This window comes from Pseudescherichia sp., assembly GCF_031979925.1.
GTDB lineage: Bacteria > Pseudomonadota > Gammaproteobacteria > Enterobacterales > Enterobacteriaceae > Pseudescherichia.
Window position 1 is genome coordinate 124,728 of record NZ_DALZFB010000007.1, and the last position, 22,020, is coordinate 146,747.

At 53.6% G+C, this 22,020-nt stretch carries 15 protein-coding genes; 6 read left to right on the forward strand and 9 right to left on the reverse strand.

Annotated elements, in window-relative coordinates; all coding sequences use genetic code 11:
* The first annotated feature begins 144 nt into the window (after positions 1–144).
* Together RTM13_RS13695 and RTM13_RS13700 are read left to right on the forward strand one after the other, a co-directional pair.
* A complete protein-coding gene (locus RTM13_RS13695; protein WP_312212537.1) occupies positions 145–3,657 on the forward strand; it encodes an AAA domain-containing protein in 3,513 nt (1,170 codons plus the stop codon).
* Positions 3,658–4,242: 585 nt separating this feature from the next.
* Entirely contained in the window at positions 4,243–5,139 is an 897-nt protein-coding gene (locus RTM13_RS13700) for a manganese catalase family protein (protein WP_312212538.1), read from the forward strand.
* A gap of 53 nt (positions 5,140–5,192) precedes the next feature.
* On the opposite strand, the gene RTM13_RS13705 is transcribed toward RTM13_RS13700, so the two are convergent.
* Positions 5,193–8,894, reverse strand: coding sequence for an NAD(P)-binding protein (locus RTM13_RS13705; RefSeq protein WP_312212539.1), 3,702 nt, complete (start codon positions 8,892–8,894; stop codon positions 5,193–5,195).
* A gap of 430 nt (positions 8,895–9,324) precedes the next feature.
* Here RTM13_RS13705 and RTM13_RS13710 point away from each other — a divergent pair, with 430 nt between their 5' ends.
* Complete coding sequence (locus RTM13_RS13710) at positions 9,325–10,230, forward strand: WYL domain-containing protein (RefSeq protein WP_312212540.1); 906 nt, start codon at positions 9,325–9,327, stop codon at positions 10,228–10,230.
* Here RTM13_RS13710 and symE read toward each other — a convergent pair.
* Positions 10,227–10,538, reverse strand: coding sequence for an endoribonuclease SymE (symE, locus tag RTM13_RS13715; RefSeq protein ID WP_312212541.1), 312 nt, complete (start codon positions 10,536–10,538; stop codon positions 10,227–10,229). The two genes, RTM13_RS13710 and symE, sit on opposite strands and share 4 nt — an antisense overlap.
* 206 nt (positions 10,539–10,744) lie before the next feature.
* On the opposite strand from symE, the gene RTM13_RS13720 reads away from it, so the two are divergent.
* Positions 10,745–11,866, forward strand: coding sequence for a cupin domain-containing protein (locus RTM13_RS13720; RefSeq protein ID WP_312212542.1), 1,122 nt, complete (start codon positions 10,745–10,747; stop codon positions 11,864–11,866).
* Positions 11,867–11,941: 75 nt separating this feature from the next.
* Here the strand turns inward: RTM13_RS13720 and RTM13_RS13725 are convergent, their stop codons facing one another.
* The 6 genes from RTM13_RS13725 to RTM13_RS13750 are packed head-to-tail and all read right to left on the reverse strand — an operon-like array spanning position 11,942 to position 18,104.
* Positions 11,942–12,832, reverse strand: a complete 891-nt coding sequence (locus RTM13_RS13725; protein WP_312212543.1) for a hypothetical protein — start codon at positions 12,830–12,832, stop codon at positions 11,942–11,944.
* Positions 12,832–13,566 carry a DUF3944 domain-containing protein gene (locus RTM13_RS13730; protein WP_312212544.1) on the reverse strand — a complete coding sequence of 245 codons (735 nt, stop codon included), beginning with the start codon at positions 13,564–13,566 and terminating at the stop codon, positions 12,832–12,834. Before RTM13_RS13730 ends, RTM13_RS13725 begins: the two co-directional genes overlap by 1 nt.
* A gap of 19 nt (positions 13,567–13,585) precedes the next feature.
* Positions 13,586–14,233 carry an OmpA family protein gene (locus RTM13_RS13735; protein ID WP_312212545.1) on the reverse strand — a complete coding sequence of 216 codons (648 nt, stop codon included), beginning with the start codon at positions 14,231–14,233 and terminating at the stop codon, positions 13,586–13,588.
* 8 nt (positions 14,234–14,241) lie between these two features.
* Entirely contained in the window at positions 14,242–15,876 is a 1,635-nt protein-coding gene (locus RTM13_RS13740; RefSeq protein WP_312212546.1) for a hypothetical protein, read from the reverse strand.
* The gene (locus tag RTM13_RS13745) at positions 15,873–17,159 is read right to left on the reverse strand and encodes a hypothetical protein (RefSeq protein WP_312212547.1); all 1,287 of its coding nucleotides are present in this window, start codon (positions 17,157–17,159) and stop codon (positions 15,873–15,875) included. The genes RTM13_RS13740 and RTM13_RS13745 overlap by 4 nt, the downstream gene beginning before the upstream one ends.
* A 9-nt stretch (positions 17,160–17,168) precedes the next feature.
* Entirely contained in the window at positions 17,169–18,104 is a 936-nt protein-coding gene (locus RTM13_RS13750; protein WP_312212548.1) for an ATP-binding protein, read from the reverse strand.
* A gap of 479 nt (positions 18,105–18,583) precedes the next feature.
* Here RTM13_RS13750 and RTM13_RS13755 point away from each other — a divergent pair, with 479 nt between their 5' ends.
* On the forward strand, positions 18,584–19,651 hold the full coding sequence (locus RTM13_RS13755) for an HlyD family secretion protein (protein WP_312212549.1): 1,068 nt from the start codon (positions 18,584–18,586) through the stop codon (positions 19,649–19,651).
* The gene (locus RTM13_RS13760; protein WP_312212550.1) at positions 19,641–20,711 is read left to right on the forward strand and encodes a DUF2955 domain-containing protein; all 1,071 of its coding nucleotides are present in this window, start codon (positions 19,641–19,643) and stop codon (positions 20,709–20,711) included. The genes RTM13_RS13755 and RTM13_RS13760 overlap by 11 nt, the downstream gene beginning before the upstream one ends.
* Here the strand turns inward: RTM13_RS13760 and RTM13_RS13765 are convergent, their stop codons facing one another.
* Positions 20,712–21,983, reverse strand: coding sequence for a DUF445 domain-containing protein (locus RTM13_RS13765; RefSeq protein ID WP_312212551.1), 1,272 nt, complete (start codon positions 21,981–21,983; stop codon positions 20,712–20,714).
* Positions 21,984–22,020 lie beyond the last annotated feature (37 nt).

Consider the following 22,020-nt stretch of genomic DNA (forward strand, 5'->3'; position numbering starts at 1 on the left):
TTCGTTGCATTTTTAGCAGCCCTTGCCCCGCAAAAACCTTCCCTCAAACCATTGCACTCTCCTCCCCAACGTGGACAATGTTTATCCATCGGCTGTTTTTATAACAGCGAAACCAACAATTTGCATGAAGCTACAGGACAGGCGATGGACAGTAACACTTCAGGGTTCGCCGCATACTGGCGTAACTCGCTGGCGGATGCGGAGTTCGGCAAGGGGACGTTTGAGCGTAAGGACGTCAGCGGTTTTACTCAGTGGACCGACAGGGATTCAGGACGTCTGAGCGAAGAGATGGTCACCGCACTCTTTGCAGGCGAGCGGGAAGATGTCAAAACGGTAGACGTCGTGCTGCGGCCTCATGTCTACTTCCGACTGCTACAGCATGGCAAGGAACGTACCGCGGGCGCGCCGGAGGTGATCACTCCGCTAGTGACCTCGGCGGTCGTGAACCGCGAAGGGTTTTTATTCCCCACGCCTGCAACCTCCATTCCCCGCGACCTGCTTGAGCCGCTGCCCAAAGGGTCGTTCTCTATCGGCGAAATCTCCCGCTACGACCGATACAAAACCACCCATCCCTCGGTTTCCGCCAGCGTCGATGAGTTCGATGAAGAATCTGAAACTGATGAAGAACGGGCGAAGCGCCACGAAGGCTACCGGCAAAAATGGAAATGCTACCAAGATGATGCAGAAGATCTGCTGAAAGCCGTTGCCGGCTCCTCGCTGGATGACCAAAAGCAATACGAACTCGCCGACTATGGCTATCTGGTTAAAAAGACTCAGCCCGGCGGAGCCAGCTTCCATATCCTCGGCCTCTACGATCACCTGCTGGTCAGCAAAAAAGATGTACCGCTCTTTGAGCGCTTTGCCTCGCTGGAGAACGTTCCGACCGAGCCGCTGCTGGCTTCAGGCGCGAAGTTCAGCGAGCGGCTGGGCCACTCGGGGGACAGGTTCCCGCTGGCGGAGGCCCAGCGCGATGCGATGAGTCATTTTCTGGATAGCAGGGATGGCGACATCCTGGCGGTTAACGGGCCTCCCGGCACGGGCAAAACTACGCTGCTGCTCTCCATCATCGCTACCCAATGGGCGAGGGCCGCGCTGAAACAGGGCGAGCCGCCGGTGATCGTGGCGACATCCACCAACAACCAGGCGGTTACCAATATCATCGAAGCCTTCGGGAAGGATTTTGCCGCCGGAACCGGGCCGATGGCGGGACGGTGGCTGCCAGAGGTTAACAGCTTCGGGGCCTATTTCCCGTCACGCAGCAGAAGCGCCGAGGCCGCCAAAAAGTATCAAACCGAAGACTTCTTCAACCGCGTAGAGTCCAAAGAGTACGTTGAGGATGCGCAGGCGTTCTATCTCAGCAAAGCGCAGGCCGCCTTCCCCTATGAAGCGTGCACCTCTCCGGAAGCTGTTGTCGAGCTGCTCCACGGCCAGCTTCAGGCGCAGCTAAATAAGCTTGAGGCGCTAAAGGCCGCGTGGCAGACGTTGAGCCAGGCCCGAGAGCAGAGAGCGGCAATTGCCGATGACATTGAACAGTATCTCGCCGATAAAACGCAGCTGCTCACCGGCCAGGCGCGTGAGATTGAAACGCTCACCAGTGCCAGAGCAGCATGGCATGACTATCGCGCTAAAGAGTCGCTGATCTACTCCCTGTTCTCATGGATCCCGGCCATCCGCAGTAAGCGGTTCTATATGATCAAGCAGCATCTTGAACCTAAGCTGGAGCGGTCGATGGAGGGGAGCGAGTGGGCCAATATCGAAGGGATCGATAGCACCATCAAGACGCTGCTCGATGCCGCGGAAAGCGCGCATAGCCAGTACCAGCAGCAGATAGATACGGCTCAGCAGGCTGTGCTTAAGGAGAGCAGGGCGGCACAGGCGTGGCGGGATCGCATCCGCGAGCTGGGTTATACCGGCGATGATGAGTTGAGTTTGGCCCAGGCCGATGAGCTGGCGGATACGCAGATCCGCTTCCCGGCGTTCCTGCTGACGACTCACTACTGGGAAGGTCGCTGGCTGATGGATATGACTAAAATTAGCGATCCGGTAGCGGAGAAGCGCAAGACCGGAGCGGGCACCGTTAAACCGCGCTGGCAGCGCAGGATGAAGTTGACCCCCTGCGTGGTGATGACCTGCTATATGCTGCCTGGCCATATGAAGGTATCGGAGCACAAAGGACAGAAGGGATGGGAGGCGAACTATCTCTACAGCTTTGTGGATCTGCTGATCGTCGATGAGGCAGGGCAGGTGCTGCCTGAAGTGGCCGCCGCGTCATTTGCGCTGGCGAAGAAGGCGCTGGTGATCGGTGATACCAAACAGATCCCGCCTATCTGGAGTATTTTGCCGGCGATCGACGTGGGCAATATGCTGGCGGAGAAGCTTCTGCCGGGCGATACCCAGGAAGAGATAGCTGACTCCTATGCTGCCATTGCTGAAGCGGGTAAAAGCGCCGCGTCCGGCAGCGTGATGAGGATCGCCCAGCTGGCCTCGCGCTATCAGTACGATCCTGAGCTGGAGCGCGGGATGTATCTGTATGAGCATCGGCGCTGCTTCGACGACATCATCGGCTACTGCAACGCGCTCTGCTATCACGGCAAGCTCCAACCTAAAAGGGAAGACAAAAGCTCCCCGCTGCTTCCTGCCATGGGGTATCTGCATATCGATGGCAAAGGCGAGCAGGCCAGCAGCGGCAGCCGCTACAACGTGCTGGAGGCCGATACTCTCGCCGCCTGGCTGATGGATAACCAGGAGCGCATTGAGAGCCACTACGGGAAGCCCATCCAGCAGGTGGTGGGGATCGTGACGCCGTTCAGCGCTCAGGTCTCCACCATTAAGCAGGCGCTGGGTAACCATGGACTCTCCACCGGCAGCGGTGAAAATACCCTGACCGTCGGGACGGTGCACTCCCTGCAGGGGGCTGAACGGGCTATCGTGATCTTCTCCCCGGTCTACTCCAAGCATGAGGACGGCGGGTTTATCGATAGCGATAGCAGCATGCTGAACGTGGCGGTCTCTCGGGCGAAGGATAGCTTCCTGGTGTTTGGCGATATGGATCTGTTTGAGATACAGCCTGCTTCATCCCCACGTGGGCTGCTGAAGAAGTATCTGTTTGCCGATGAGAACAACGCCCTCTATTTTGCTTACAAGAAGCGCAAAGATTTAGAGACCAGGGAGACGCGAGTCTACACCCTGCACGGCGTTGAGCAGCACGATAGCTTCCTCAACCAGACGCTGGAGAAGACCGCGAAGCAGATCACTATTGTCTCGCCGTGGCTCACCTGGCAGAAGCTGGAGGAGACGGGCTTTTTAGCGTCGATGCTCGAGGCTCGCGGGCGGGGCATTGAGGTTACCGTCGTCACGGATAAGAGCTATAACACCTCTGACAAAGACTATGCGAAACGCCAGGAGAAGAAGCAGAACCTGACTGCGGCGTTAGAGCAGTTAAACGCCGTTGGCATCGCTACCCGGCTGGTGGACCGCGTGCACAGCAAGATCGTTATTGGTGATGATGGCCTGCTGTGCGTCGGATCGTTTAACTGGTTTAGTGCAACGCGCGAGGCAAAGTATGAAAAATATGATACCTCGATGGTCTACGACGGCGGTAATCTGAAGCGAGAGATAGAGGCGATCCAGAGCAGCCTTGATAAGCGGCAGGTGTAATTTTTAATTGAACAGGGAGGTTCAATCTCATGTTGAAAGTGACCGTGTTGCTGGAAAACCGAAAAGCAAAAGAGGCAGAGGGGTTAACCTGTCAGCCGGGGCTAGCTCTACTTTATGAGAAGGCGTTCTGATATATAAATTCTAAAAAGGACTGTTGATATTTACTGGCTGTGATCATAAATAGTTGATAAATACTCATGGGGAAAGTTATGGATGCCGAGAGCAGAAGAGATCAATACTGGCGATGTTAAACATCTGTTATAAATCTTGCAGGAGTATCTTTTTGTAGAATATGGATAAAAGCGTCATATTGCATTGGGTAGTAGACGTTGAATAACTTAGTGATTATTTGTGTAAGTTTTTATTTCTTAATGCATTATTTATACCCACCTTTAATCTTAAGACAAATCTTAAAATCTTAAGGATGATTCAATACCGCAGCTGAATTTCAATCATGGGCTATCCTTATAACCTGCACGACGACTTTATATGAAAACTTAAGGGTTTCATATTTAAGCATTTATTTATTCTTGAACCAGCGAATGTTGATCTTGCTGAAAAATAAATAATCACTGGAGTGAGCCTATGTTCAGACATGTAAAGCAATTACAGTACACAGTACGCGTTGCCGAGCCAAATCCGGGGCTGGCAAACCTCCTGCTTGAGCAGTTTGGTGGACCACAGGGTGAACTGGCCGCAGCCTGCCGCTACTTTACTCAGGGGCTAGGGGATGACGATCCGGGCCGTAAAGATATGCTGATGGACATCGCTACTGAAGAGCTAAGCCACCTCGAAATTATCGGCTCTCTGGTAGGGATGCTCAACAAGGGCGCGAAAGGCGACCTGGCGGAAGGCACAGATCAAGAAGCTGAGCTTTATCGCAAAATCACCGGGAACGGCAATGACAGCCATCTGACCGCGCTGCTGTATGGCGGTGGCCCGTCGCTGACCAACTCTGCAGGCTTCCCGTGGACTGCAGCCTATATCGATACCATCGGTGAAGTAACCGCTGACCTGCGCTCTAACATTGCCGCTGAAGCACGCGCAAAAATCATCTATGAACGTCTGATCAACATGACTGACGATCCAGGCGTAAAAGATGCGCTGGGCTTCCTGATGACTCGCGAAGTAGCGCACCAGATCTCCTTTGAAAAAGCGCTCTACTCGATCCGCAACAACTTCCCGCCAGGAAAACTGCCGCCGATCGAGAAGTACGCTAACACCTACTTTGATATGTCTGAAGGTGGTGAAGTGCGCGGTAGCTGGAACTCAGACGAGAACTTCGACTACGTGACTAACCCACAGCCTGCCGTTGACGGTGGTGATGGCTTACCAAGCGTCGTGCTGCCGGGGCCGCAGCAAGCGAACCTGGATGCAATGAAGCTGCGTACCGCATCTGACCCGTCGGTTAATCCGGTAACCGGTACTGACCTCGGTTCGGTTCCGCCGATTGAAAATGACGCCGCTAAAAAAGCGCCGTAATCGTCGGTAAGAGACAAAAAACCCGGAAGATATCTTCCGGGTTTTTTTATGGCTTAAGCGCCTGTTCCGCGCCGGCTGACGCTGTTTTTCACCTTCTCAGCGGCATTTTTTCCGGCAATAAACGCATGATCGGAGTTGTAATACTCCCACTCGCTGTAGCGGCCTGCGAGCACAATATCCTGAGTCAGCAGCCACTGACGCACCGTCTCGACGTTTTTCGACCGCTCGTGATCGTAAACCACATAGGCATAGGGAATATCCAGCTGGTTAGCGACCAGCACCTCATCTTCCGCGGTAAAGATGCCGATCTCAATGCACTCGGCAATACAGCGGTCAATTAGCGCCTGACCATCAACCGGCAGCGGCTTATGCTCGGAGTAGGTAATCTCGCAGGTCAGGCCGCAGCCGCCCGGCGGATTACACTCAGGGCTGGTATTACCCTGCACAAAGATACGGTGGAAAATGGTGTCGCCAGCAAAGTAGATCCAGTGCTTATCGGTGAGGTTCGCCCGGCCAATGCCGAGGTTTACACAGCGCACCGAGACATGGTGCAGCCCGTTCGCCGCCGCAATGACCTCGTCCGGGGCCTCATCGCCAATAATGCGGATCAACTCCGGCAGGGGCATGGTGCTAATCAGCTTCTCATAATGGAACTGCCTGCCGTCGGCGAGAACCGCGATGTGCTGGTTGGCCAGTATGTGGGTAATCTCACTGCTGGTCTCAACCACGCCTTTGATATGCGGTAGAAAAGCTGACATCAGCGCCTGGAAGCCACCTTTCAACGGGTAGCCAAAGCGAGCGTTAGGCCCCATCGGTTTGCCGACCGGCTCTACTGCACCTTCAACAATCTGGGCCAGATCCGGCAGCGGCACGCGTCCGCCAAGCCATGAGGTCTCCATCTCGGAGAGCGGCACGGTCCACAGCTTCTGGTTATAGGGGATGGCAAAATGCCTGGCGATACCCGCGCCCCAGACCTGATAGATAAAGCGCTCAAAATTCTCCGGTGGCTCCTGCGCCGTACTGCTGTACTTGGCTTCAATTGCGCCGAGAATGCACTCTTTAATGGTCTCGGTCGGCAGACCATACAGCGCCCCCTGGAAGGGATAGCGCGTGTAGACGCCATCGGTGTAGATCCAGGCCTCGCGCATCTGCCAGTGCAGGTTGTCACCCAGCAGCATGTCATACAGCTCCAGCACATAGGGATCGTTCGAGAACATGATGTGCCCGGCATAGTCGAAGGTAAAACCGCCATCTTCAATGGAGCGGCACCACCCGCCGACGCTCTCGTTGCGCTCCAGCAGAACCGCCTGCGAGCCGTAGTGATATGCCGCGCTCAACCCCGTGGGGCCGCCGCCGAGGATCAGGCAGCGGGCAGGGATGGCGTTTTCGCTGCGGGAGGGTTTGAGCTTCAGCGCCGTGCTTTTACGTGCTGCGTCATTGGCCGCCTGCGCGGTAGGGGTGGCTACGCGTTGCAGGGCCGATTTTGCCAGCTCTTTCTCAATCAGGCCGTGCATGGCCTGCGCCGTGACGTCCCAGGAGGTGCTGTCAACGATCCGCTTCATCTCACGCTGCATCGTCTGCCTGGCTTCGGGCGTCAGAGCGAGCATTTTTTCGCAGGCGCGCACAAAGCCCGCGCGATCGTAGCCGATGGCCACCACATGCTTATAGGGCTCGACCACGTCGGTGATCGCTGTACTGACCACCGGGAGCAGCGCAGCCATGTATTCGAGTACCTTGGTCGGGCTGATAAAGCGCGTTGAGGCGTTGAGGGCAAACGGCATAAGACAGACATCCCACCCGGCCAGAAAATGGGGCAGGGCCTGGTAAGGCTGCATACCGAGATAGTGAATATTAGGGCGCTGGGGCAGGCTTGCCGGATCGATTTTGACCACCGGCCCGATCATTATGACCTGCCACTCCGGGTGAGCATCGGCAATGGCCGCCAGCAGATCGAGATCCATCCGCTCGTCGATGACGCCGCAATACCCAAGACGCGGGTGCGGCAGATCCTTGATCAGCGGATGATAGTTATTGCGGTCAAGCGCCTGCTCAAAGTGGATGGCGTCCACGCTGCTGGTAAAGCAGTGGATATTCTCATGTCGCTCCGACTTTGCCTTATAGAGGCTGGGCCCGCCGGTAAAGACCAACTCAGCCCGGTTAAGCAGGGCCGATTCGCGCTGCAGAAGCTGTCTGGGCGCATTCTCAAACGCGGCCAGCTCATCCATGCAGTCGTAGATCACCAGCGAAGGGTTAAAGACCGCCAGCAGCGGCAGCGCCATCGGCGTGTAGAACCAGACCAGCGGCGACTCATTTTCATCAACAATATCCGCCAGCAGCGGCTGGAGATAGGCTATCTGGCTATCATGAAAGCCATGCACCTGAAGCGGCGTATGCGGTTTTATCACGGTCACATTGGGCGCAGGGTGCGTCAGGCTTAAGCTGGCGGGCGGAGGCGCGAACGTGGGCTCTTCAATAAAGTAGATCTGGTAGTGCTTCGCCAGCCGGGTCAGGAGGTGCTGCGGGCGCTGAAAGACAAAGTCCCAGCGCAGATGGCTAAAGATATACAGTTTTTTCATAGGGTCGCTACTATTCTTAGCGTCATTCAGATCGCATAATCGGGATTGGAACAGACCCAGTGTGTGCTGCGCCTTTTGCAAAGCGGCGGCATAAACAGGATCAAGTATGCGTGCCAGTGGGTCCGTGCCCTGATGGTCAAGTTCCCATAGTCCGCTGCGATGCCAACGGCTCAAATCCTCCCAGTCGGGCCGATCGATGGCGGGATAAAGACATACCCCATGTAGCGCGACGCCTGCCAGCTGCGCCTGGGCTACCTCTGCCGCTATCTGGCTTATCCATGCCCCGCGTCCGCTGCCAACGTGGCTGGTCTCAGCCAGCAGGATCGGGCGCTCATAACGACGGTAAAGCGTTTGTAACATGTGGCTAAGGGGGACTCGCCGGGGATCGCCAAGATGCCACCACAGGCGTGCGTTGCTGCCACTCTCCCACTGGTTATCGTGATAGTAGTTCGCGCCAATGAGATCGAGGTAACGGGATGCCCCGCCCAGCTCCGGTTCTATTCTTCCCGAGAGCATGTCCCAGGTCTGATACTGTGAATTGTAATGGCCTACTGTAGCGGCCAACGATTCCGGACTCTCATCCGGCGCGGCCAGATGAATAATCGGGTCGCAGTGTAAAATGCGTGCACGGGGATCGGCAGCCCAGATAGCGTCACAGGCTGCAATCGTTGCGCGTACAAGCTGGCGCTTGCTCTCTTCTCCGGTAGTAATGCCCGGTGGCGCAGAGCAGCGGAAAAACCCTACCGAGAGGCTCCAGCTGGTAAACGAGATCTCATTGACCGGCGAGTAGACGGGCGCAGAGATGTACCAGGGGGCTAAAAAACGGGCCAGCGCTCCGCAGAGCCGCGCAAAGCGCGGCACAAAATCGGGTGAAAAAATATCGGTATCGTCCGGCCAGCCGTAGTGACAGATCGTCCAGCAGATTTGTACTCCAGCCTCGTTTGCGGCCTGCATCTTTTCGGCAACGGATGAAAAATCATATCCGTGAGGCTGCTCAACGAGACGCCAGCCTACGCTCTCCCGTACCGTTGAAATATTTAACTTCTTTAAAGAAATATAATCGCTTAGCACTCTGGCATTGTGCCCGGTAATGTCGTTCATTGAGAGCGGCATACCTTGACCGTTACGGTGATCGGCACCCTCATACCCCCCCTGCCAAAAGCTGTCAAATATAGGCATCCCGTTCTCTCCTGCGTTTTTTATTTTTTGTGATCCGTAACCAACGAATATCAATTTTTATAACGGGCAGCGCAATTTACCGAAGCGGTAACGGTTAAAACTTTAAGAAATTTAAGCGTATATCCAAGGGGTTATATTTTCCCTCATGCTTTTGCATGAGCAATTTTTAATAGAAACAGAGCTATAGATATATTTTAGTGAATTTTGGTTAAGTATAGTGCTGGCAATCCCTTTTTCCAGTTAGGTATTGCTAAAGAGTGATAAAAAATTATTAGAGTTGTTTATATATGAAGCACGCCATCAATAAAAAGTATGAATTTTATAGTGAGTAAATACTCAATTAAAAAAAATAATTATAGTTTTCAACGCGCCTGCCGTTAATTATTAGATCTTAACGCCTTTCAGGACCTTCTCTTTCGGGACGTAAACAATGAAGGATAACGGCAGTACAAAATACGATTTGCTCATTGAGCGCCTGTGCGAAACCTTTGGCGCGCTCTACCAGGGCGTCACCATCGATAAAACCTGGCTTTGCGAGCGGTTTGGCATTGCGGAGCGAACGGCCTACCGGGATCTCGCCAGGCTTGCCCACGTGCTGGACGAGGTATCAAGCGGGCGTTTTAAGCTGACAGCGAACCTGCTGCCATCGCTCCATACGGGCCATCTGGCCGAGTTCGCCAGCTTTGCTGGCGTTGCGCACCTTTTTCCGCATCATGATGGACACTCTCTGCGTAAGCGTATGAACAGCGCTGACAATATTGCGATCCACGGCGCCAGCAGCCGGGAGAACCAGCAGTATGGCGATCTGATGAATAGCCTCGATAAGGCGATTACCTCCCGCACTGAAGTTGCCTGTTTTTACCGTGAAAAATCCCGTCGCCTGCAGCCGTATCGTCTCATTAACCACTATGGCCTTTGGTATCTGGCGGCGGTAGAGGAGGGCTGTCTGAAGTCGTTCGAACTGGCGCGCATTGCAGAGTTTGCCATCACGCAGGCCACATTCGAGCCGGACGCCAGCGTCATTGAGGAGCTTGATACTACTCCCGGCATCCGCTTTGGGAAAAGGACCGACGTGACGCTGCATGTCTCTGCCCATGCAGCCACGTTCGTGACGCGCCGACCGCTCTTTCCTGCCCAGCGCCTGCTGGAGGAGCACCGGGACGGGAGCATTACCATTACAACGGCGATCAGCGACCAGAACACGCTGTTTCGCTGGTTACGCTACTGGCTGCCTGACATCCGCATTGTGGCCCCGGCAACGCTGAGCGCTGCTTTTACGCAGGACTTGCAGGCACGCTGCGAACCCGCGACCCATTCGCAGCCGCAAGACGCTTAATTTACTCGTTTCTTCGCCGCGACCAGGTCAATGTAATCCTGCACCTGGCGCTGCTTTCGTGCAGAAAGTTTGCTGATTTTCCGTACCGAGCGAATCAGCTCCTCTTCTACGGGTTTGGCGATCAGCACAATACAGCCATTTAGCACCCGAACATCCATCTCTGTGCCGGTTGAGAAGCCGGCCTCTTCCAGCCACTGGCCCTTTATGGTGATGGCTGGCACATGAGCATGGTCATGAAAGCGTGTCGCATAGCTGACGGTTAAACGGCGTTGCGTAACGGGGTCTACAAGACAATTTTCATCTGTCATGATAACGGCTCCTTAAAGAGACAAAGGCGATACGCCGAGAGAGAATAACTGTAATTATATACAGTGCTCTTCCGTTGGCTATTTAGAAAAACTCAAAGAGCTATTTAGAAATAGTGGGTTCGCCAGACTCTTGACCCATGACAAGGCGGCAGTGGTAACGACCTCCTTATAATCAGGGTCGTTTGTCCTCTCTCTGGTGTGAACCTATGGCTTACCAACTCGATTTGAACTGGCCGGAATTTCTGGAAAAATACTGGCAAAAACAACCGGTTGTTTTAAAAAACGCGCTGCGCAACTTCGTTGATCCCATCACCCCCGACGAGCTGGCAGGGCTGGCGATGGAGCCGGAGGTAGACAGCCGCCTGGTCAGCTATCACAACGGCCAGTGGCAGGCCAGCAACGGGCCGTTTGAGCACTTTGATAACCTGGGTGAAACGGGCTGGTCGCTGCTGGCCCAGGCCGTTAATCACTGGCATATGCCCGCCGCCGAGCTTGTGCGTCCGTTCCGCGTGCTGCCGGACTGGCGCCTGGACGATCTGATGATCTCCTTCTCCGTGCCGGGCGGTGGCGTAGGTCCGCATATCGATCAGTACGATGTCTTTATTATCCAGGGGATGGGTAGCCGTCGCTGGCGAGTGGGTGACAAGCTGCCGATGCGTCAGTTCTGTCCGCATCCGGCGCTGCTGCACGTTGATCCCTTTACGCCGATTATCGATGAAGATCTTGAGCCGGGCGATATTCTCTACATTCCGCCTGGCTTCCCGCACGACGGCATTACCCATGTTACGGCGCTGAACTACTCCGTCGGCTTCCGGGGACCCAACGGCCGGGATCTGCTCAGCAGCTTTGCTGATTACGCTCTGGAAAACGATCTCGGCGGCGAGCACTACAGCGATCCCGATCTCACCTGCCGCGATCATCCGGGTCGGGTAGAGGCCTATGAACTCGATCGTCTGCGTACGATGATGATCGAGATGATCCAGCAGCCCGAAACGTTTAAGCAGTGGTTCGGCAGCTTTGTAACCACGCCGCGCCACGAGCTGGATATCGCACCCGCCGAGCCGCCCTATGAGCAGGATGAGGTACTGGATGCCCTGATGGAGGGTGAATTCCTGACCCGCCTGAGCGGCCTGCGGGTGCTGAACGTCGGCGAAAGCGTATTTATCAACAGCGAACCGCTGGAGATGTCCGATGCCGCAGCGGCGGATGCGCTCTGCCGCTACACCACGCTTGGTAAAAGCGAGCTGGGCGCGGCGCTCGGTAACCCAACATGCGTGGCCCAGCTCACCGCGCTGATTAACCAGGGCTACTGGTACTTCGACGAGTAAAAGTGTGCGAAGATAGCCCGATATGCCCGGCGGCGCAGGCTTGCCGGGCCTGACTGCTCAGCCGCCGGAGGCAGCTTATTTTATTCGCGCCATCGTATTGTCTAACGCGAACGATTTTAGCGGTGCCAGAAGTACAGCATTGTCTTCAGATTGGAACAGCTGCTTTAAATCTGTTCTTTTATTATGAAATGCCAGTGCTTCGGGATCGCTATGACCAGCAATAGCGCGTTTAGCTTTCTGATTACACCAGTTTCGATAATGGTTTAGCGTGATACCGTACCGTTTGCCATTTTCGCGCATCAGATGTTCCGCCAGTCGGAACTTACCATAGCGATCGCAAAGCTGGCTTTCGATGTAAATTGCTTTGGGCAGAACATCTAACACCATTGTGATGAAATCTAACAATTGCTCCAGATGACGATCGTTTAGCTTATCGGCATAGGCAATAAGGTTATCGATAAGGGCCAGTACTTCGTTACGCTCGTTTCCTAACTGGGCAATGAGATGAGCAGCAATCTCTTCGGTTTCGCTGACCAGCGCTCTATCCAGCAACAGCACACGTGCAGATTCAACAACGCCAAAATATTTTGACAGCTTCTCCATATAGAAGATGGCGTTCTGAGCGTTGATATCGGCTGAAATAATGTCGATGCTTTCCTGCAGCTTTTCAATTTTATTCGCCAGATACATAGTCTGTATGACGATAGCTCCCACAATGATCCCAGTGGACAGGCCAATTGCAGCAAACTGCGCCGCTTGCGCAGATTTGATCAACTGGGTTACATCGTTAAGCGAGGCTGGATCAAAAGGCAATTGCTTAAGCGGCATATGCTGTGCAATACCGCTTTTTCCTGACGTTTCTGCCCAGTAAGCGACACCATCGCGTAGAATGGCTTTACCGCTCTGCAATGCCTCCATGACATCTGGATAAACTTTAAGCCAGTCAAAGGTAAAAATGGTATCCATCAGAAAATATCCTCCTCTTTTTTAAGGAGCTGCTGGCGCATAGCAGCAATCTGGACCACGGCGGGTAGCGTGACGCGAAATGCCGGGCCGCTAATTGCAGGAATGGTTAACAGCGCGGTGATAGCGATGCCGACGGGGCCAGCAAAAATACCGATCATACGCGCCAGCCCAGCGTTAGCGGCTAGCGCCAGGCCGCGGCCCAGCAGCGCCTTGGCTACGGCATTAGCCACGATCATGGCAACCTGATAAGACATAAAACCGCCCAGACGAATGGCGCTAATAATGGCGGTTAAAGCGGCACCACTAGTGAGCGAGCCGTCAATTTTTAGCTGCTTACGAATTGCCTGACGTTCAGCCTCGCTCATCTTTTCCCAGGAGTCTGCAAACAGCTTCGCTAACAGAGCCTGCTCAATAGAGACAATATCAGCGCTAAAATCTGTTTTAACCGATAGCTTCTTGCATACATCGGTGAGAATTTCTCTATAGACTACGCCGCTGCCGCGAAAGAGATTCACAAAGGTATCGCCACCGAAATGCTGCAGCTCTGCCCCGATTAACTTCCAGACCTGTCGGTAGTTACCGCGGGCTGCTTTAAACTCCTCATTGCCCGTTAACGACTCTGTTAAACGCTCGGAACCGTCTTTATCTTTAGTTAGATAGTTTACTAACACCTCTAACATATCATTATCGGCGTAGCGCAGTAGCTCTAAGTCTTTATCCGTTCTAAATTTCATAGTTCGCCGGTACCCTTATTTAATTCTCTACTGCATGTGTCAGAAACTGTACTTCGACCCGGCGATTCCGTTCATCGCCCGGAGGAATGCCATTCAGCGGCTGAGAGTCACCAAAGCCTGCCACAATCACGCGGTGCGACTGCTGAGCGTTAAGATTTGCAATCAATAACTTACGGGCTTCCCTGGCACGCGCCGCTGATAATGTGTAGTTATCATCGTAAACGGTACAGAAGCGCACTACATCTGTGACAGGATTATTGACCTGCAGATTGTCCGTATGGCCCTCAACGAAAACCTGCGTATTTGAGGAGCCGGTAACGAACTCCTCAATACGTGGTGCGAGGCGGGCAAGCGCATCTTTAGCCTGATCGGTAATGCAAGCACTACCCCGGGCAAAGATCTTATCTTTGAGGGTAATTTTGCCACTTGCTAAATCGAAACCAACCAGTGAGTCTTCTCCCTGGTCAGTCATCTCTTTTTGCATATCGTGCATAAGGTTGTTCAGCTTTTGCTGCTGAGCTGCATACCCGCTGTTTTTTTCCTGCTCACGCTTCACTTCTGCCACTTTATTTTGCAGTACCGAAAGTACGAGCATTAACATGACCACAGCCATTACGCCGGCCATCAGGTCAGAGATAGAAACCCACTCGTTTGGTTTATCTTTCATAGAGTCTGTCAGGCCTCTACATATTCAGTTTCGAGTAGTTCTCTTAACCGGCTTGCTTCATGCAATAGCGAGGTCATTTTCCCCTGCATATCCGTAATGGCGGATGTAGTGGTCTGACGATCTTTATCGATGGCAGGATGCTCAATGATCTGAGTGAGAAGAGTGCATAGCGCGTTGATATGGCCCGACATGCCCTCAAAGGCTTCTGGCACTTTGCCCAACGCTTCGAACGTTTGGTTAAAGCATTTGAGGCTATGATCGGCCTTACGGTTATTTTCAGAAACTGATGCGAGTCCGGTTTGAATCTCTTTTGTTACGCGCTCAATATATTTTGTCATAGCGCCTACTTTAATATTGAGCGTTTCGCTGGTTTCAGAAAACTCGCCCATCGCTTGAAGCTGAATTTTCGCGGCGGCTTCGGTCTGTTCTGCAACCGTTGCCATAGTCATCTCAATCTGGTTAGACATCTTATCGACCGAGCCGCTAATTTCTGTGGTGGCTGAGACGAGCTGGCTGGACATGGCGCTCATATTGCTGCTAAAGGCGTCGCCCATGTTCGTAATGGCAACGCCCAGAGAAGCCTCAATATTTGACATCGTAGCACTCAGTTGTGCCGTTGAGTCAGATAGCATGACGCTCATTTTCTGTACGTTATTGGTGAAGTCAGTATTCATCTCTGTCACTACTTGTGACAGCTCTTGTTTGATGCTGTCCATAGTGACGTTGAGATCGTTACCCAGTGTCGAGACCACGCTTTGCAGGCTTTCCGCTGACGCCGCTACTTTTTGCGAGGCGTCGCTCATGGTCGCAGCCGCTTCCTGTAGCGCGTGCAAATTCTCCTGGCTACTGGTGGTATAGGTTTCCAGTAAGTTGCGCGACTGGCCGTTAATCTGGGCAATCTCTTTAAGGGTGGCAAGATTATGTTCGTGACGCTGCGCTTCATAAACTTCTGTACGCTTCGCTTGCTGCACAAACTCATCCCGCAGCACGTCTGTCTGCTGTTGCAGGGCTGCTACAATCTGCGTGGTAGTCGTTACTAAATTCTGTTGCTGCTCAAGGCGGTACTGCGAGCGTTCTTCGGCACTCTGCTGTTTAGCCTCCTGAATAACGGATTGAAGTTTAACAAGGCACCAGTTAAGACGACGCTCTTCAAAACCGTTTGACGACTCCCATGTTTTCAGAAAAATAAAAGCAATAATGCCCCATGTGGATGTTTTGAACTTGATTCCAAGCCCTTGCATCATATCCATTAAGTCGCGCATGGAGTTATCCATCGCGCCAATAGAGTTATCTGAGTTATGCAGGATATTGGAAGCCTTGTCGAGCGCCAGACCAAGCCCGAGAAAGGTGCCAAGCAGACCCAGGATTAACAGCATGCCTGGCATGATAACAGCAACTTTTTCTGCTTTGGTCGCGACGGATTGGCTTAGCTCAGCTGCTGAGCCAAGCTCCGCGCTCAGTCCATTTTTTACCTGGTTCAGACCGCCTTTATCGAGATACTGCTGCCAGCGTTGTTCTTTGGCATTACGCTTGACGCTCCAGATGGTGGCAACAATCGCAATCAGCATTAGCGAGAAGAAAAAGAGTTGAAGAACGTCCAGGCCCGGAGTGAGAAAATGGAGAATTTCGTTAAAGAGACTCATGCTGCTACCTCGACAAGCATATTTTCTTCAGTGCGTTTCTGACAGTCCGCGGCAAAAATATTTGCAAAGTCAGTAATTAAGATTTGTTCTTCAGCAGATAGATCCGACCAACTACGCTCTTCTTGTGAGCAGTTAATTAACAGTTGGCCAATTTCCGCGCCCTGTTCGAGCAGGTACTCTTTGCCTTCCTCAATAAGTGTGGCCTCGTCTTTTTCCAGCATTTGCAAAAAGCCTTCCGCAGCGTTAACGTAATTACGACGGGCAAGAAGACTGTCTTCCAGCATCTCCAGATTTTGGCGATCCTGAGGAAGGGAAACCTTCAAGCTGTTAAGATATTTCAGTTCTTCAGCGTCTAGCTCTTCATACTTCTGTGCTCGCACCAGGCGATTATGCAGTAACTGATCTTTAGCAAGGGTGTTATTATTTTTCTCCCACTCGCTTTCCAGTATCTGGCGACTTTTTTCCCAGGCGATGATCATCTCTTCAAAAATGAATGGAATAATCGGCTTGCCAAATTTGCGCGTAGTCAGGTCATCGAGGCGAAGCGTATTCTCATCGCTGAACTCTGCGTCCTGGGCAATCATCGCGTTGGCAGCAAACATCAAGAACTGCATGTCCGCATCAATATCGCCAATCTCCCGCACCTCTTCCATACGGGTTTCATAAAAGGCCAGCAATTTTTGTACTGCACGCAGGCGCAGAAAGTACTCAAAGTCTTGCAGCGTATCACTCTGTACGGCAGCGTCTACTTCAGCCTTAACAATCATGTAGTTGTTAAGTAGTGCCATCGCGGAAACGGCGTCGCGCTCCTCGCCTTGCAGCGTCTTCTCGGCTTCGGCCAACGCTGCGGCATGACGGCGAGCCTCTTCTAGCTCTTCCTTTTCCAGCTGTTTTTGATGAGCGTCTTTACACCACTCGATAACCCATTCAAGTGCTTTTTTGACTTTACGTGCGAGAGGGCTTCTATCAATGTTTTCCAGGAATGCCAGCGCCTTATCCAGCGTCGCCAGGGCTGCTGTTACCCATGGGTTTTTAACCATTTTACCGACAAACTGCAGAATTTTTCGGCCCTTAGCAATATAGGGCTTCACGCGCTGCCACATCTGACTTACGCTGCCCATAAAACTTTCTGCTTTTGTTGCCATCCAGCTAATAGCATTTGTCGCATACTCTTTGGCGGCACTGAATGCAGAAGAGGCCGCGCGACCTACTGAGGAGATAGCGCTGCTAAAAGCTGAACCTACTGAAGAGCAAACTGATCCTAAAGAACTAAAAAACCCCATTTTCTATCCTTAGCCCAAACCGAGCATTTTTTTTGCTGTGTCAATGTGTGGAGGAATATCCGATGCCGGTGTTTTTGTAATTGCAATGTAGGCATCGCGGATTTGGTTAATAGCGCTTTCGATATGGTGCATAGCCAGCGCCTGATTTTCGGTTTCCATAACGGCTTTTGGCAGCGCCAGTCGCATGGCATTACGGATATCGCGACCAGAAAGCCCACCAGAAAGAGAAGTAGCCTGGTCGATAATCATTTCGCGCTCGCCAAAGAGGGGAATAGCGGCCACGATGAGTTTGTTCCAGATATGCTTACGTTCACTCTCGCCGGGTAGCGTAAAGCCAATATGGTGGGTAATACGGCTTAAAAACGCGCTGTCGTAATTCTTGACGAAGTTGGTAGCGAAAATAACGATGCCGGAATGTTTTTCCAGCTCGATAAGTAGCGTTGAACGCATTGCATTGACTTCGTTATCAATGCCTTGTGTTACCGAAGAGAGTCTTTTACCGAGCAGCGTATCGGCTTCATCGAAAAACAGGACGGCGTTTTCGTTTACTGCCTGCTTGAATAACGCGGCGATATTTTTCGCCGTTTCTCCCATAAATTTACTTTCCAGATCGGCAATGCTGATAGACAAAATGGAGAGCGATAGCGATCCAGCAAGCGCTTCGGCAGTCAGCGTTTTACCAGTGCCCGGCGGGCCATAAAAATTAAGCACAATGCCATTACCCTGCGGATCAACGGCAGAAAAACCCCAATCGATATAAATTTTTTGATAGTGATCGATCTTAGCTTTGGCTTCCTCTAGTTGCTTGATAACGTCAGGGGCCAATGCCACATCGTTTTCTAAGGTAAACCGCGGGGAGATAGATGAGGCCAGGGGAGGTTTATCTTGAACGGTACGGCCCTCAATGCCTTGTGTAAACGCCGATTGAATCCTTCCTGCTGACATAGATACACCTTTTCATCGCCATGTTTGTATGTAATTTAAAAAAACGTAAGACGTACGCTGTCGAATCAGATATCTGATTAACAAGTTGACTCGCTTATTATTACTATTCGTTATTATTTGATCTTAATCATTTTTTTGCTCTGCCCATCGGTGAGCGCTATCAGTTATTAACGGCAGGTATTGAGAAAACTAAAATGAAATTTTATGGATGATCGACCAGCGCTCGACAGAGCGGTTACTGTGTAAGATGTTAAAATAGCTAATTGACAGGTTGTGACAGAGAAAGGCGGATCCGGCCCTTTATGTACAAGCTTGTTATGTGATGCAGATCACTTTATACATTCCATGCTCTTTACCTGTTCATTTCTTGATAGTTCCTCTGATAAGCATTAGCTTACCCCGCTTTTGTCAATAGACGCCGCTGGCGCGCCTGGTGCGCCGCTGCATCATCTGCATTAACACCGTAAGACATAATAATTATGATGACGCCTGAACAAAAATTCGCCCGCTGGGTAAGGGTCAGTATTGCCTCTTTCCTGCTGATGTTTGTCTATTTTATCGTTGCGGATATCTGGATCCCGCTGACGCCGGACTCCACCGTGATGCGCGTGGTCTCACCTGTCTCCGCCCGCGTCTCTGGCTACGTCGCGCAGGTCTATGTGCACAACAACAGCCAGGTAAAGAAGGGCGACCTGCTGTTTGAGCTGGATCGTACGCCGTTTATCAACCGCGTCGAGGCGGCGCAGATCGCGCTGCGTCAGGCGCATCTAACCAATCAGCAGTTGGATGCGCAGATCGCCGCCTCGCAGGCGAGCCTGACCAGCGCCCAGCTTACGGCCCGTAACGATAAGGCTACCTTCGATCGCTATCAGCGCCTGAGCGCTACGCAGAACGTCTCCCAGCAGGATCTCGATAAGGTCCGCACCGCGTGGCAGTCCAGCGAGCAGTCGGTCAGCAACATGCTGGCAAACATCCGCGCGCTGCAAATACAGCGTGGCGATCGGGACGATAGCCGTAACGTTACCCTGCAGAAGTACCAGAACGCGCTGGAAGAGGCGCAGCTTAACCTTGGCTGGACGCAGATCCGCGCCGAAGCCGACGGCACTATCAGTAACCTGCAGCTTAGCCCCGGCTGGTACGCCTCTGCCGGATCGGCAGCGCTGGCGCTGGTGAGCAACAATACCGATATCGTGGCCGACTTCCGTGAGAAGAGCCTGCGCCACACCAAACCGGGAACGGATGCGGCGGTGGTCTTTGACGCCCTGCCGGGTCAGGTGTTCCATGCCCGGGTCACCTCTCGCGATGCCGGGATCCTGGCGGGCCAGGAGGCGGTAAACGGCGATCTCTCCCAGCCGGAGACCTCTAACCGCTGGGTGCGCGATGCCCAGCGGATGCGTATCCACGTGGTACTGGACGAACCGCTGGCGCAGCCGCTGCCGACCGGCGCACGCGCCACCGTTCAGCTCTACAACAGCGAAGGCCCGTTTGCCCACTTCTTCTCGGGCCTGCAAATTCATCTGGTTAGCCTGCTGCATTATGTCTATTAGTACGCTGGCTCGCGTTTTCTCGCCTCACGACAAGGTCGTCTACTCGGCTAACGATTTCCGCCAGACGCTGCGCATTGCCCTGGCGGGGACGCTGGCCCTGAGTATCTCGAGCTTCTATAACGTCCAGTACGGCGTCTTTTTTGTGGTCTACCCGCTGATGCTGATGTCGCTGGTCCCGGTCTTTAATGGCCACGTGGCGAGGCAGTTTATCTTCAGCTCGGTCATCAACTGCATTGAGATGGTGCTGATCATCGGCTTTCTGTCGCAATGGCCGGTGATCATGACGCTGGTGGTCTTTGCCCTGTACGTGGTGCGTTTTCGCTTTATGAGCCAGGGACCGCTGTTTCTCTTCGGCTCAATGGGCGTGGTGTGCCAGAGCACGATGCTCAACTTTATGAGCTATCCCACCAACGACTGGCACGTGCTGTTCTTCTCTAATATTGAAGCCTGCGTGATGGCGGTCTGCCTGAGCGCGCTGCTGCACTACCTGATCCCAGACGTCGAGCCGCGTATGCGCCCGCCGGTTATCGAGAAAGACGCTGCCCGCATCCGCCATGAGTCGCTGCTCTCCGGCACCGTGGCAACGGTGATCTTTATCGTTTTCCAGGTGTGTAACCTCAGCGACTCGCTGTCGGCGCTGATGGCGGGCGTGCTCAGCCTCTTCCCGATGAGCTACCGTGGCGCGGTGCTCAGCTCAATATGGCGAATCGCGGGGGTAGTGCTGGGCTGCTTCTATATTCTGCTGATCCAGCTGGTGCTCTACGATCACAGCAGCCACATGCTGCTGATGATGCCGCTGATCTGTCTCGGGCTAGGGGTTGGTGCGCGGCTGCATACCATGGAGAAGGTGGGGGCGGGCGTGGGCTTCGCCAGCATCACCACCCTTGGGATCATGTTCGGCCAGAATATGCACCCTAATCAGGATCTAGTATTCAGCGATCTCTACCGTATCGTCTCGGTTACCGTGTCGCTGTTCATCACCCTGACGCTGGTGTTTTTGGTACACCTGCTGCTCAACCGCTTTGCGGCAACACGCTACGTGATACCGCCGCCAGCCTGATTAGCTGGCAAACAGCCCCGGCAGCTGCGACAGGAGCCAGAGGATCAGCCCGATGGTGCCGCCAACCAGCGTGCCGTTGACACGAATAAATTGCAGATCTTTGCCGATGTTCAGCTCGATCTGCTGCGACATCTCCTTCGCATCCCAGCTCTTGACCGTATCGCTGATGTGGCGGGTCAGGAACTGGGCAAACTCCGGCGCGACGCTGCGGGCGGCCTGCTCAAGGTGCTGATTAAACGAAGCGCGCAGGGCACTATCCGCCACCAGCGTCTCGCCAAACCACTGTCCGGCCTCGGCAATGCGCAGCTGCACTTTTGAGTTCTCACCCTCCATGTCGGCCTTCAGCCAGTTGCGTAGATCCCCCCACAGCTCGCCCAGATAGCGGTTAAAGGCTTCGTCCTCTTTAAGATAGGTTTTGGTGCTCTCAGCGCGGGCGGCCATCTCGGGATCGTTCTTCAGTCGGTCGATAAGCTTCAGGGTCGCTTTGTCAAACGCCTGGCGGATCTGGTGGGCCTGATCGTGGCTGATGTCATCCAGCAGGGAGTTGACCGCGCTGGAGACCATCTCCGCGCTCTGCTCCCCCAGCCACTCGGTGGGCAGCAGCATCGCCTTGCGGGGATGCTCGGTCTTCAACCAGCGTACAATATGGTGGGCGATAAAGTCCCGCGTGCTTTGGCGCTGGATAAGCGTCAGCAGCTGGGCGATCAGCGAGTCCAGCAGCACCTGGTGACGGTTGTTTTTGGTCAGGCTCTCCAGCACCAGCGCGGTGGTGCCGGAGAGATCGACCTTATCGATCGCCTTGTGCACGGCGCGCTTGAGCAGGTTTTGAATGCGGGCATCATCGGTGAGATCGAGAAAGCCGCTCATCACCTGTAACAGGTGCTGGCCTACGCGACGGGCGTTATCCGGCTGGCTGAACCAGGTACCGATCATTAGCGCGGGTTCATGGCGGCGTATCAGCGCAATCAGCGACTGGGTATCGAGAAACTTCTCCTGCACAAAGATGCCGAGATTGTCGCCGATCCGCTCCTGATTACGCGGGATGATCGCCGTATGGCGGGAAATGAAGGGTAGCGGCACGCGGCGAAACAGCGCCACCACCGCAAACCAGTCGGCCAGTGCGCCCACCATTGCCGCTTCGGCTACCGCCTTCACTGCGCCTACCAGACGGCCAGGCGGCAGAAAAAGCGTGGTGACAAAGGTTGCCGCAGCGATCAATAGCAGCGACAGGGCCAGGCGCTTGGCGCGTTTAAGTTCGGCTAATTTATCCATCTGTTCATCATAGATCCCTGACGATTAAATAGAAATC

What these genes read in the sequence shown, in the direction of transcription:
- RTM13_RS13695 (WP_312212537.1), top strand. Translation starts at nt 145, where the DNA reads ATGGACAGTAACACTTCAGGGTTCGCCGCATACTGGCGTAACTCGCTG.
- RTM13_RS13700 (WP_312212538.1), top strand. Translation starts at nt 4,243, where the DNA reads ATGTTCAGACATGTAAAGCAATTACAGTACACAGTACGCGTTGCCGAG.
- RTM13_RS13705 (WP_312212539.1), bottom strand. Translation starts at nt 8,894, where the DNA reads ATGCCTATATTTGACAGCTTTTGGCAGGGGGGGTATGAGGGTGCCGAT.
- RTM13_RS13710 (WP_312212540.1), top strand. Translation starts at nt 9,325, where the DNA reads ATGAAGGATAACGGCAGTACAAAATACGATTTGCTCATTGAGCGCCTG.
- symE (WP_312212541.1), bottom strand. Translation starts at nt 10,538, where the DNA reads ATGACAGATGAAAATTGTCTTGTAGACCCCGTTACGCAACGCCGTTTA.
- RTM13_RS13720 (WP_312212542.1), top strand. Translation starts at nt 10,745, where the DNA reads ATGGCTTACCAACTCGATTTGAACTGGCCGGAATTTCTGGAAAAATAC.
- RTM13_RS13725 (WP_312212543.1), bottom strand. Translation starts at nt 12,832, where the DNA reads ATGGATACCATTTTTACCTTTGACTGGCTTAAAGTTTATCCAGATGTC.
- RTM13_RS13730 (WP_312212544.1), bottom strand. Translation starts at nt 13,566, where the DNA reads ATGAAATTTAGAACGGATAAAGACTTAGAGCTACTGCGCTACGCCGAT.
- RTM13_RS13735 (WP_312212545.1), bottom strand. Translation starts at nt 14,233, where the DNA reads ATGAAAGATAAACCAAACGAGTGGGTTTCTATCTCTGACCTGATGGCC.
- RTM13_RS13740 (WP_312212546.1), bottom strand. Translation starts at nt 15,876, where the DNA reads ATGAGTCTCTTTAACGAAATTCTCCATTTTCTCACTCCGGGCCTGGAC.
- RTM13_RS13745 (WP_312212547.1), bottom strand. Translation starts at nt 17,159, where the DNA reads ATGGGGTTTTTTAGTTCTTTAGGATCAGTTTGCTCTTCAGTAGGTTCA.
- RTM13_RS13750 (WP_312212548.1), bottom strand. Translation starts at nt 18,104, where the DNA reads ATGTCAGCAGGAAGGATTCAATCGGCGTTTACACAAGGCATTGAGGGC.
- RTM13_RS13755 (WP_312212549.1), top strand. Translation starts at nt 18,584, where the DNA reads ATGATGACGCCTGAACAAAAATTCGCCCGCTGGGTAAGGGTCAGTATT.
- RTM13_RS13760 (WP_312212550.1), top strand. Translation starts at nt 19,641, where the DNA reads ATGTCTATTAGTACGCTGGCTCGCGTTTTCTCGCCTCACGACAAGGTC.
- RTM13_RS13765 (WP_312212551.1), bottom strand. Translation starts at nt 21,983, where the DNA reads ATGGATAAATTAGCCGAACTTAAACGCGCCAAGCGCCTGGCCCTGTCG.